Source organism: Amycolatopsis minnesotensis, assembly GCF_039529815.1.
Taxonomy (GTDB): domain Bacteria; phylum Actinomycetota; class Actinomycetes; order Mycobacteriales; family Pseudonocardiaceae; genus Amycolatopsis; species Amycolatopsis minnesotensis.
The window spans coordinates 39274-50812 of the sequence record NZ_BAAANN010000051.1 but is presented as its reverse complement, the minus strand read 5'-3'; the positions used below and the strand labels follow the sequence as shown (position 1 = coordinate 50812).

Genomic DNA, 11539 nt, shown 5'->3' with positions numbered 1-11539 from the left:
GCCATCGTGGTGGTGACGGTTTCGATCTCGCCGTTGCCGTCGAGATCGGCGGTGGTGGTGACCGGGCCGGCCTGCGGAGCGGCGGTCGCGGTCACCGTGGCGGTCAGGCCGATCGCGGCGACGACGCCGGCGAGGGAGGCGGTCAGGACGATTCGCGTGCGGTTCATCGGTTCTCCTCGGTCCGGTGCCTTCCGGTGATCTTTTCACCGAAAGTGTTCTCGTAAGGGGAGACGCTCACCGGCGGCGGGGGTGCGGTGCGAGTGCGATGTGCCACAGCGACGCAACTCGGCCGAGGACCGGTGAATCGGAGAACAGCGCGAGCGGGGCGCCGATCACGCAGGATCGCTGGACAGTTCGATCGCGCCGCCCTTCGACGTCGCCGTCACGATGCACATCACCTTGTGCCGGGCGAGTTCGGCGGTCACCGGAAGCTTCGGCCCGGTCTCGTTCTCGATCCGGTAGTAGCCGTCCGGGGCCCCGTCCGGACCGGGCTCGCCGCGGTACCAGCGGTAGGCGATCGAATCCGGTGCGGCGCCCGCCCACGGCGGCAGGGCGCAGGTGAGGGTGGCACCGTCCACTTTGGTCCCGGTGACCTCCACCTCGCCCTCGGGCATCGGGGCGAGCACCGGGCGGGGTTCGGTCAGGAAGCTCCGCAGCCCGGCCGCGTCGGCGAAGCCCGCCGGGATCGCCCGCCGGCACTGCTTGCCGACCACTTCGCCGGCGAAGCTGGTCAGCCCGGCCAGTTCCGGCCTGCCGTGGACGTACTGGATCAGCGGCCCGCCGCTGTCCCCGGGGCAGATCCCCGCGGTGGGCGCCGCCGCGCACAGCACGGACGGGCCGTCGACCAAACCGGTGAGCTCGGCGCCGCAGCTCTCGTCGTCGATGACTCGGAAGTCGCCGCGGCTGAGCGCGTCACCGATGCTCGCGGTGGGATTCTCCGGTGCCACCGGCGCGGTCAGCCCGTGCCCGAACGCGGACACCGCGGTGCCCGGCTCCGGTTCCCGCGGCGCCACCGGCACCGTGGGAACGCCGAACACCGGGCTGGCCAGTTCGAGCACGGCCGCGTCGTTCGCCACCGCTGCCCTTTCGAAGTCCCCCGGGGCACTGGGCGAGTACACCAGCCGGTAGCCGGGGTGGATCGAATAGCCCTTGGTCGAAACGATCCGGCCGTGCCCGCCGGACAGCGGCCCGCCGCCGAGGTGCAGTTCGAGGTGCCCGGGGTCGAGGTGGTCCAGGCAGTGCCCCGCGGTCGCCACCCGGCTGGGCGCGATGAGCACGCCGCCGCACTTCTCCCGCAGCGCAAGGGGTTCCGGTCCCTTGGTCGCGATCGTCACCATCCACGGTGCGGCGGCGGGATCGTCGATCTGCCGCCCTCCGGTCACCGCGGCCGCGGGGGAGACGGACAGCAGGGACACACCGATCGCCGCGGCACAGGCGGCGACGCGTCGAGAAGACAAGGAAACTCCCACGATCCATTCATTTTCCCGGGGGCTCGAACCGGGAGCGTCCGGGACGCTACCAGACCAATGCTTTGCCCGCCGTTTCCCGGAGTACACGATGGACTGAGGAACAACGCATCTTGCGCGCTACGAACGCTTTGGCGGGGGCACCCTTTCCAGTATTGCCTTCAGTTCCCGGATGACACCGGAAAGCATGGCCCGCGAATCCGGATCGGATTCGAACGATCGCACCGCGGAATCCCCGCGCTCGGCGAACGCCTGTCCGGGATCCGGCACTCGTCGGTGCACCCGGAGTGGCTGTGGTGGGAGCTGGGAAGCAGCGGGCGATCGCGATCGGGTCCAATGTGGACCACCGGGTCCAGTGGGTCGCCGAGCGCGACGGCACCTGCCACTTCGGCGGTTCCGGTTCCGCCGAGCGACCTGAAAACCTGCTACGACGACATGCGCCAGTTCCGCGAGAAGTACCCGTTCCGCGACGGCAACGCGGGCGGTGCGTACTCCGCCGCGCCGATCCCGTGCACCTTCCGGTCCTTCACCCCGCCGGAGAAACTCGTCGGCCTGCCGGTGGGCTCGCCATGGCCGCGACGGGTCGACGACTGGCCGGGATGCCCCGTTACCGGAAGTCACACCTAACTATTGACGAACATCAGCGTTCATGAATAAGTTTCCGGTCGTGGACATCGCGGGCAGACGGGTACTGATCACGGGCGCGGCGAGCGGCATCGGCCGGGCGACCGCGCGGCTCGCGGCGGCCACGGGCGCGCGGCTCTACCTCACCGATCTCGACGCGCGGCTGCTGGCGGAATCGGCGCGGGAGATCAGGGAAGCGGGCGGCGTGGTCGACTACGCCGAAGCCGCCGACGTCAGCAGCCTGACCGAGGTCCGCAGGCTCGGCGACGAGATCCACGCGAGCTGTGGGAGCCTCGACGTCGTCATGAACGTCGCGGGCGTTTCGGCGTGGGGCACGGTGGACCGGCTCGAACACCGGCACTGGCGGTCGATGGTCGAGGTCAACCTGATGGGCCCGATCCACGTGATCGAGACGTTCCTGCCGCCGATGATCGCCGAAGGCCGGGGCGGGCACCTGGTGAACGTGTCCTCGGCCGCGGGGCTGATCGGGCTGCCGTGGCACGCGGCCTACAGCGCCAGCAAGTTCGGGCTGCGCGGCGTGTCCGAGGTGCTGCGGTTCGACCTGCGCGCGCACCGCATCGGGGTCAGCCTGGTCTGCCCAGGCGGGGTGCGCACTCCGCTGGCCGACGCGCTCGAAGTCGCGGGGGTCGACACGGCGGACCCGGCGTTCGCGCGCCTGCGCGACCGGTTCCGCGGACACGCGGTCACGCCCGAGCGGGCGGCCGCGGCGATTTTGCGTGGCGTGCGGCTCGACCGCTACCTGGTCTACACCTCGCGCGACATCCGGCTGATCCACCTGGTGCAGCGGCTGTGCCCGCCGGTGTACGTGCTGCTCATGCGGGTGGCCAACTTCGCCATGCGACGGCTGCTGCGGCCGGGGACCGCGTCGTGACCGCACCCCGGATCACGCCGGGCGGGCGCGCCGAAACCGGCAGGTTCGCCTGGGCCGTGGCGTGGATCAGCGGGCGCGTCGGCGGGACGACACCGCCGAACCTGTTCCTCACCATGGCGCGCCATCGCCGGTTGTTCCGCGGCTGGCTGCGCTTCGCCGGACGGCTCATGCCCGGCGGCACGCTCCCGCGGCGCGAGACGGAACTGGTCATCCTGCGGGTGGCGCACGTCCGGCAGTGCCGGTACGAGTTCGAGCACCACGTCCGGCTCGGGGCGCGCGCCGGAGTCACCGCGCAGGACGTCCAGCGCGTCGAGGCGGGCCCCGATGCCCCCGGCTGGTCCTCCCGCGAGCGCGCACTGCTGGCCGCGGTGGACGTGCTGCTCGAGCACCGGGACCTGGACGACGCCACCTGGTCGGCACTGCGCGCGCGGCTCGACGAGCGGGCCGCGATCGAATTCCTGCTCCTGGTCGGCCACTACGACATGCTGGCCGGGTTCCTCGCCACGCTGCGCATCCAGCCCGACGAACCGAGGCGGTGACCGTCGGGATGCTTTGCGCCTTCGCCAGGGGCTTGGTCCGTGAAGGACGCCTTCGGGGAATTTGACGCCGCGATTTCGCCCTTCGTGGTGCGGGGCTTGGTGATGGTGATGCCCTGAAGGTGGCCTTTGCGGCGTTAGGTTCCCTCAAGGGTTCTTTCGGGGCATCGGCTCGGGGCAGGGTGGGTCGGCGGAGGTCGCATTCGTGGCCGTCACGTTCTGGGAGGCCCTTTTTCGGTGCGCCAGCGCGGGCACGAGAGGAGGTGCGGGTTGTGAGATCTCAGCTCCTGCCTTGAAGGGCGCCTTCGGGGAATTTGACGCCGCGATCTCGACCTTCGCGGCATACGACACGGCGACGCCCGTGCCCTGAAGGTGGCCTTTGCGGCGTTAGGTTCCCTCAAGGGCCCCTTCGGGGCATGGGCCTGGAGCGGTGCGGGTCGGGGAAGGCGACTTCCGTGGCATGTGCGTTCCTGAAGGCTGCTTTTCGGGACATGAGCGCGGATGGGAGAAGGAGTCGTGAGCTGTGAATCCCGGCGCATGCCCTGAGGGGCGCCTTCGGGGAATCTGACGCCGCGATCTCGACCTTCGCGGCATACGGCGCGGCGACGCCCATGCCCCGAAGGTCGCCTTTGGGGCGTTAGGTTCCCTCAAGGGCCCCTTCGGGGCATGGGCCCGGAGCCGGGCAGGCCGCGCGAAGGGCGATATCCGCGACCCGCGCGTTCCTGAACGCTCTGCAGGGTATGAGCGCGGATGGGAGAAGGAGTCGCGAGCTGTGAAATCCCGGCCCATGCCCCGAAGGTCGCCTTCGCGGCGTCAGATTCCCCGAAGGACGCCTTCAGGGAATGCGCGACGGACCCACCTCGGCCCTGCAGGAGCATCCTTCGCGGACCCGGAGCTACTGGGTGGTTTCGGTCCAGGTGACCGGGAGTGCGTGCACGCCGTAGATGTTCATGTCGGTCTTGAGCTGCACCTCGTCGGCGGGAACGGCGAGCGCGAGGCCGGGGAAGCGGCGCAGCAGTGCCTCGAAACCGGCGCGCATCTCGATGCGGGCGAGCTGCTGGCCGAGGCACTGGTGGATGCCGTGGCCGAAGGACAGGTGACCGCGGGCCGTGCGGTGGATGTCCAGGGTGTCGGGGTCGTCGAAGCGCCGCGGGTCGCGGTTCGCGGCCAGCAGGGAGACGATGACGGTCGATCCCTTGCCGATCGTTTCACCGCCGAGTTCGATGTCCTCGGTGGCGTAGCGGTAGAAGATGTCGGCGACGGACAGGTAGCGCATGAGCTCCTCGACGGCGCCGGGGAGCAGGTCCGGGTCGGCGCGCAGTTCGGCAAGCTGGCCGGGGTTCTCCAGCAGCGCGAAGGTGCCCAGCGCCAGCACGTTGGCGGTGGTTTCGTGGCCGGCGAGCAGCAGCAGGAAGGCGCAGCCGGCCAGCTCCTCGATGGTGAGGTCGTCGTGGCGGGCCAGGTCGGACAGCAGGTCGTCCTCGGGGTCGGCGCGTTTGCGCGTGACCAGTTCGGAAAGGTACGTGTTCAGGTTGGTGTAGGCGGTGATCTTCTCCTCCAGCGTCTGGTCCTTGACCAGGAACTGGGCGGAGCTGGCCTGGAAGCTCTCGCGGTCCGCGTAGGGGACGCCGAGCAGTTCGCAGATCACCAGTGAGGGCACCGGCAGCGCGAACTCCCTGACCAGGTCGACCGGCGGGGTGAGGCGCGCCAGGTGGTCCAGTTGCCGCTCGACGGTGTCGATGATGTGGTCTTCGAGCTGCTTCATGCGCTTGACGGTGAAGGCGCCGGTGAGCCGTTTCCGCAGCCGTCCGTGGTCCGGCGGGTCCATGGCGACGAACAGGCCGGGCGTCGGCGGCGACGGTTCGGTGGGGGCGGGCATGCCGGGGGTCTCGTGCGGCACGTGGATGATGCCGATGTCCTGGCGGGAGCTGAACCGGGTGTCGGCCAGGAGCTGGCGGACGGCTTCGTAGCCGGTGACGAGCCAGCCCTCGTGCCCGTCGGGGAAGAGCAGGGGACTGACCGGGCGGGCCTCGCGCAGCCGGGTTATCTCGCTGGGCGGGTTGAAGGGACCCGCGTCCCGGTCCATCGGGAGGCCGCGCGGCACGGGAACGGTCTGGGTCATCGGACTTCCTTCCGGAGCAGAGTCTTTCGTGGTGGTGCGATGACTACGATCGCCGCCGCGCCTGACACGGAACCGCCACGGCCCTGACACGGACCGGCGCCGTGTCAGACACGTGGCAGGAGCGTGGCTGGGGCGTGTCAGGCCGGGCGCCGATGGTGGTCCCATGACAACTTCAGCGATTGCGGTCTCCGGGCTGCGAAAGGCTTTCGGGGACAAGGTCGTGCTCGACGGCGTCGATCTGGACGTTCGTGCGGGCACCGTGTTCTCCCTGCTCGGCCCGAACGGGGCAGGCAAGACGACGACGGTGAACGTGCTGACCACGTTGATGGCGGCCGACGGCGGGACGGTGCGCGTCGCCGGGCACGACGTCGCGACCGGCGCCAAGGCGGTGCGCGCGGCGATCGGGGTGACCGGTCAGTTCGCGGCGGTGGACGAGCTGCTGTCGGGGCAGGAGAACCTGCAGCTGATGGCGGACCTGAACCGGGCGGCCGCCGGCAACGGCAAGCGGATCGTCGCCGATCTGCTGAAGCGGTTCGACCTGGTGGAATCGGCGCAGAAGCCCGCGTCGACCTATTCCGGTGGCATGCGCCGGAAGCTGGACCTGGCGATGACGCTCGTCGGCAACCCGCGGATCATCTTCCTGGACGAGCCGACCACCGGGCTGGACCCGCGCAGCCGCCGCACGATGTGGTCGATCATCCGCGAGCTGGTGGCCGACGGGGTGACCATCTTCCTCACCACCCAGTACCTCGAGGAAGCCGATCAGCTCGCCGACCGCGTCGCGGTGCTCGACCAGGGCCGCCTGGTCGCCCAGGGCACCCCCGACGACCTCAAGCGCCAGATCCCCGGCACGCACGTCCGGCTCCGGTTCACCAGCGTCGCCGAACTCGACAACGCCGCGCGCCTGTTCCCCGGCGCCACGCGGGACGACGAGGCGCTGGCGCTGCGGGTGCCCAGCGACGGCGGCACGAAATCGCTGCGGGCCCTGCTGGACAGGCTCGACGAAAACGCGCTCGCCGCCGAAGAGTTCTCCGTCCAGACCCCCGACCTCGACGACGTTTTCCTCGCCCTGACGGGCCGCACCGCGGAGGCAGTGAAATGAGCACCACGACCATGCGCACCAAGTCCCACTCGATGGTGATGCTGCGCCGCAACTTCAAGCACGTGGCCAGGAACCCGATGTCGGTGTTCAACGCGATCCTGATGCCGATCGTGGTCATGCTGATGTTCGTCTACATGCTCGGCGACGCGTTCAGCGTCGGAGTGGACTACGTCGACTACGCGACGCCCGGCCTGATCCTGATGGCTGTCTGCTACGGGCTGGGGGGCACCGCGACCGCGGTGAACGCCGACATGACGAAGGGCATCATCAACCGGTTCAAGGTCATGGACGTCTCCCGCGGCGCCGTGCTGAACGGGCACGTGATCTCCAGCGTGCTGACCAACGTGATCGCCATCGTGGCCCTCATCGGGGTCGCCTTCCTGCTGGGCTTCGACCCGGCGGCGGGCTTCCTCGACTGGCTCGGCGTGGCGGGCATGGTCCTGCTGATCGGTCTCGCGGCTGGCTGGCTCACGATCGCGTTGGGGCTGTCCGCCAAGTCCCCGGAGACGGCGGGCATGGCCTCCGTGCCGCTGGTCATGCTGCCGTTCTTCAGCAGCGCGATCGTGCCCGCGGACAAGATGGGGCCGGGCCTGAAGCAGTTCGCCGAGTACCAGCCGTTCACGCCGATGATCGAAACCATCCGCGGGCTGCTCAACGGCACACCGTCCACAGGGGACGCGATCGCCGCCGTCGCGTGGTGCGCCGGGATCGCCGTCGTCGGCTACCTGTGGGCGCGGTCCACCTTCAAAAAGCGCGCTTGACCCCATCGAAAACACTTACGAGACAAAGGAAAGCCGTCATGCCTACGTTCGCAACGCCAGGTCCTATCGCTACCACCGTCGAGGTCGCGGGCGCCAGGGTGCGGGTCACCGCGAGCGACCGGACCGACACCGCGGTGCTGGTCGAACCCGTCGACGGGGCGAACCGGTCCCACGTCAGGGTGGCCGCCAGGACCAAGGTCGAATTCGCCGACGGGCACCTGTCGGTACGGACGACCACCTCCGGGGACAGGGACGGGTCGGTCGTCATCGCGATCGACCTGCCTGCCGGGTCCAGCCTCGCCGCCTACCTGGCTTACTCGGCCGTGCGAGCCGACGGCCGGTTCGGCGACTGCGAGCTGCACCAGGCATCGGGCCAGGTCCAGTTCGACCGCGTCGGCGCGCTGCGGGCGAACGTCTCCTCCGGTGAGGTGGAGGTCGGCCACATCGCCGGGCGCGCCGACATCGAAGGCGGGGCGTTCGCGCTGCGGATCGGCGCGGTCACGGGCGCGGTCGAGCTGTCGAACTCGGGCGGGCGGACCTGGATCGGCGAGGCATCGGGCGAGCTCGACCTCAGCAGCGCGGGCTGCGACTTCGACATCGACCGCGCCGACGGCGACGTCACCGCCGAGACCGCCAGCGGTGCCATCCGGATCGGCCGGATGACCAACGGCGTGGCGAAGCTGACGAACGGTTCGGGGAACATCGAGGTCGGCATCACCGAGGGCACCGCCGTGTCCACCGACGTCGTCAGCGAACGAGGGGCGGTGCACAACTTCGTTGTCTCACAAGGAGAGCCGGGCGCGGCCGAGGACAGGGTTTCGGTACACGCCCGCACGCGGCACGGTGACATCACCATCCAGCGCGCAGGTGCTCAGGAAGCGAGCGTGGTCTCGACCAGTTGAGCCGGGCTCGTCTCGGTACCTTCCCGCGTCACCTCGGCGAAGCGCGCTTCGCCGAGGTGATTTCGCGCGTCCCGTTCGATCCTGGCCGCGTCCGGGTGGGAGAGATCGGGCAGCCCGCGCACGCCGACGCTGGCGGCGAGCAGCCGCGCCGCCTGTTCGTACTGACCGAGGCGGGCCGCCAGGTCCGCGACCCCGACGAGTGCCCTGGCGATCAGGAACGCGTGTCCCGCCTCGGATGCCGCCTGCCAGGCGGCCACGCGCTGGGTGCGGGCCTCGCGGAGGTCGTCGGCCAGGTAGCCGAGCGCGTTGTGCACTTCCGCGCGGATGTTCGCCGTCTCCGCGTCGTCGCCGAGGAAGGTGGTCGCCAGGCCGAGCTGGTAGCGGGCTTCCTCGAGGTTTCCGCCTAGGCGCGCGAGATCGGCTTTGGTGAGTGCCAGCTCGACCAGCGCGTGCGGCCAGGTGACACCTTCGGCGCTCCGCTCGGCTTCGGCGAGAGCGGCCGCGCTGGCGTCCTGATCGCCGTGCAGCCGGAACAGCAGGGCTTGCTGGATCCGCAGCCGGATGACGTCCTCGACGGCGCCGACCTCGGTGATGACCGCGATCGCCTGTCCGTAGCGGTCGCAGGCCTCGACGAACGCCCCGCGCATGGCGAGTCGCTCCCCGAGCTGGGACAGGGCGAGGGAGATCCCGAACCGTTCGCCGATCGCCTGGAACTGGGCGAGCGCCCGTTCCAGCTGCGCTTCCGCATCCTGCACGTCCTGGCCGAGCAGGATCTGCATCTTGCCCGTCTGCAGCCTGGCCAGCGCGCGCACCCAGGGGTCTTCGTTGTCCAGCAACGGCTCCCATGCGGACACCGCGGCTTCCGGCTCCCGCAGCATGCGCTCCAGCGGGATGATCAGGTCCAGCAGGGGACTGCCGCGCCCGGTCCGCTGGCGGAGCCGGTACGCCTCGTGGATCCACTCCTCGGCCAGGTGTTCGTCGCCCCGCCCGGAGGTCATGAAGCCGATCACCAGCGCGTAGGTCATGGCACGGACTTCGTCGGCCACCTCACCGGGAATGCCCGCGGCCGCGACCATCAGCTCGTTGCCCTCGGCCCGCCGCCCGCCGAGCCACCAGTACCACCCGGCCGCCGCCGCGAACCGCATCGCCGCCTGCGCGTTCGCGTCCGCGATCGCCCCGCGCATCGCGGCACTGATGTTGTCGTGGTCGGCTTCGAGCTTGGTGAGCCATTCCAGTTGCTCGGCGCGGCGCAGGTGTGGTTCCGCGGTCTCGGTGAGTTCGACGAAGTAGGCGACATGGGCCTGGCGGGCCAGGTCCGCTTCGCCCGCTTCGGCGAGCCGGTCCGCGGCGTACTCCTTGATCGTGGTGAGCATCCGGTAGCGCGGGGCGAGGCCCCGTTCGGTCACCAGCAGCGATTTCTCGGCCAGCGAGGTGAGCAGCTCCAGCACCTCGTCGGCCGCCACGGTGCCGTCCGCGCAAACCCGCTCGGCCGCTTCCAGGCTGGTCCCGCCCGAGAACACCGACAGCCTGCGCAGCACCGTGCGCTCGGCGTCGGTGAGCAGCTCCCAGCTCCAGTCGACGACCGCGCGCAGCGTCTTGTGCCGCGGCAGCGCGGTGCGGCTGCCGCTGGTCAGCAGGCGGAACCGGTCGTCGAGCCTGGTGGCGAGCTGCTCGATGGTCATGGTGCGCAGCCTGGCCGCGGCGAGTTCGATCGCCAGCGGCATCCCGTCCAGCGCCCGGCAGATCCGCACCATCGTCGACAGGGCGTGCGGATCGGTCCCGAGATCCTTGCGCACCGCGCCGACCCGGTCCCGCAGCAACCGGACGGCCGGCGAGGACTCGATCTCGGCTTGGCCGGCGCCGGTCGGCACGGCCAGCGGCTCGACCTGCCACAGCGCTTCCCCGGTGATGCCGAGCGGTTCCCTGCTCGTCGCCAGTATCCGCAGCCTGCGGCATTCCCCGAGCACGCGATCGGCGAACGCCGCCGCCGCCTCGATCACGTGCTCGCAGTTGTCCAGGATCAGCAGCGCCTCCCGCTCGCGGATCGCGGCGATGATCCCGCCGACCGGATCCGCGTTCGGTGCCGCGCCGAGCAGGGTGTCCCGCAGCCCGAGCCCGGTGAGCGCGGCCTGGGCGAGGTCACCGTCGGCGCCGCTGGCGGCGAGTTCGACGAACCAGACCCCGTCCGGCTGGCCGCCGACCATCGTGCGCGCGGTTTCCTTGGCCAGCCTGGTCTTGCCGGAGCCGCCTGGCCCGATCAGCGTGGTGAGCCGATGCCCGGTGACGAGTTCGCGGACCGCGGCGATATCGGCGTCCTTGCCGACGAAGCTGGTCAGCTCGGCGCGCAGGTTGGTCTTCCGGTTCTCCTCCCGCCGTCCCAGCTCGCCCCGCAGCAGCGCGACGTGTACCGCGGACAGCTCCGGCGAGGGATCGACGCCGAGGGAGTCGGCCAGCGTTTCCCTGGTGCGCTGGTACACGAGCAGCGCCTCGGTGTCGCGGCCGCTCGCGGCGAGTGCGCGCATCAGCGCGGCGACGAGCCGTTCCCGCACCGGATTCGCGGCCACCAGGTCGGTCAGCTCCGTGACCAGCTCCGCGCCGTGGCCGAGGCTGATCTCCGCGTCGAACCGGTCTTCCAAGGCGCCGAGGCGAAGCCCTTCGAGCCGGGTGACCGCCGCGTCGAACGCCGCGCTGTCCGGCAAGCCGATGTCCTGCATGGCCGCACCGCGCCACAGGGCGAGCGCCTCGCGCAGCCGGTCCGGCTCCTTGGCATGGTGGGTCCCGCCGAGGAGGCGCTCGAACCGCACCGCGTCGACGGCGTCGGGTGCCACCGCCAGCCGGTACCCGGTCGCCTGCCCGTCGACCGCACCGTCCGGCAGCGCCTTCCGCAGCCGGGAAACGAGGCGCTGCAAGGCATTCGTCGCGTCGGCGGGCGGGTGCTCGCCCCAGATCCAGTCGACGAGCGCCGACTTCGGGACCACGTGACCCGGATTGAGCGCGAGGGCGATCAACAGCCCGCGCAACCGCGCGCCCGGCACGTCGGCGAAGGCACCGTCGTCGGTGCGAACTTCGAACGGGCCCAGCATCGCGATCTGCACCCGGTCGATTTTGCCATGGCCGACCGACCGGCCGTCGAG

8 protein-coding genes are annotated in these 11539 nt (G+C 70.5%); 5 read left to right on the top strand and 3 right to left on the bottom strand.

Going from position 1 to position 11539, the window contains the following annotated elements; genetic code table 11:
* Positions 1 to 332: 332 nt before the first annotated feature.
* A complete protein-coding gene (locus ABD256_RS39620) occupies positions 333 to 1457 on the bottom strand; it encodes a S1 family peptidase (RefSeq protein ID WP_344430736.1) in 1125 nt (374 codons plus the stop codon).
* A gap of 658 nt (positions 1458 to 2115) precedes the next feature.
* Between ABD256_RS39620 and ABD256_RS39615 the strand changes: the two genes are divergently transcribed.
* Both ABD256_RS39615 and ABD256_RS39610 read left to right on the top strand, forming a co-directional pair.
* On the top strand, positions 2116 to 2982 hold the full coding sequence (locus ABD256_RS39615) for an SDR family oxidoreductase (protein ID WP_344430734.1): 867 nt from the start codon (positions 2116 to 2118) through the stop codon (positions 2980 to 2982).
* Entirely contained in the window at positions 2979 to 3521 is a 543-nt protein-coding gene (locus ABD256_RS39610) for a carboxymuconolactone decarboxylase family protein (RefSeq protein ID WP_344430732.1), read from the top strand. Before ABD256_RS39615 ends, ABD256_RS39610 begins: the two co-directional genes overlap by 4 nt.
* An 892-nt stretch (positions 3522 to 4413) precedes the next feature.
* Here the strand turns inward: ABD256_RS39610 and ABD256_RS39605 are convergent.
* Positions 4414 to 5640 carry a cytochrome P450 gene (locus ABD256_RS39605; RefSeq protein ID WP_344430730.1) on the bottom strand — a complete coding sequence of 409 codons (1227 nt, stop codon included), beginning with the start codon at positions 5638 to 5640 and terminating at the stop codon, positions 4414 to 4416.
* A gap of 163 nt (positions 5641 to 5803) precedes the next feature.
* Between ABD256_RS39605 and ABD256_RS39600 the strand changes: the two genes are divergently transcribed.
* From ABD256_RS39600 to ABD256_RS39590, 3 genes are read left to right on the top strand one after another with little or no spacing between them, the layout of a single operon-like run.
* Positions 5804 to 6742 (top strand): ATP-binding cassette domain-containing protein, encoded by a 939-nt coding sequence (locus tag ABD256_RS39600; RefSeq protein WP_344430728.1) that lies wholly within the window; start codon positions 5804 to 5806, stop codon positions 6740 to 6742.
* Positions 6739 to 7503 (top strand): ABC transporter permease, encoded by a 765-nt coding sequence (locus ABD256_RS39595; protein WP_344430726.1) that lies wholly within the window; start codon positions 6739 to 6741, stop codon positions 7501 to 7503. Before ABD256_RS39600 ends, ABD256_RS39595 begins: the two co-directional genes overlap by 4 nt.
* Before the next feature lie 38 nt (positions 7504 to 7541).
* A complete protein-coding gene (locus ABD256_RS39590) occupies positions 7542 to 8405 on the top strand; it encodes a DUF4097 family beta strand repeat-containing protein (RefSeq protein WP_344430724.1) in 864 nt (287 codons plus the stop codon).
* Here the strand turns inward: ABD256_RS39590 and ABD256_RS39585 are convergent.
* On the bottom strand, positions 8375 to 11500 hold the full coding sequence (locus ABD256_RS39585) for an AfsR/SARP family transcriptional regulator (RefSeq protein ID WP_344430722.1): 3126 nt from the start codon (positions 11498 to 11500) through the stop codon (positions 8375 to 8377). The two genes, ABD256_RS39590 and ABD256_RS39585, sit on opposite strands and share 31 nt — an antisense overlap.
* Positions 11501 to 11539 lie beyond the last annotated feature (39 nt).

Coding starts and splice junctions, on each gene's coding strand:
- ABD256_RS39615 (WP_344430734.1), top strand. CDS start 2,116: ATGAATAAGTTTCCGGTCGTGGACATCGCGGGCAGACGGGTACTGATC.
- ABD256_RS39600 (WP_344430728.1), top strand. CDS start 5,804: ATGACAACTTCAGCGATTGCGGTCTCCGGGCTGCGAAAGGCTTTCGGG.
- ABD256_RS39590 (WP_344430724.1), top strand. CDS start 7,542: ATGCCTACGTTCGCAACGCCAGGTCCTATCGCTACCACCGTCGAGGTC.
- ABD256_RS39595 (WP_344430726.1), top strand. CDS start 6,739: ATGAGCACCACGACCATGCGCACCAAGTCCCACTCGATGGTGATGCTG.
- ABD256_RS39605 (WP_344430730.1), bottom strand. CDS start 5,640: ATGACCCAGACCGTTCCCGTGCCGCGCGGCCTCCCGATGGACCGGGAC.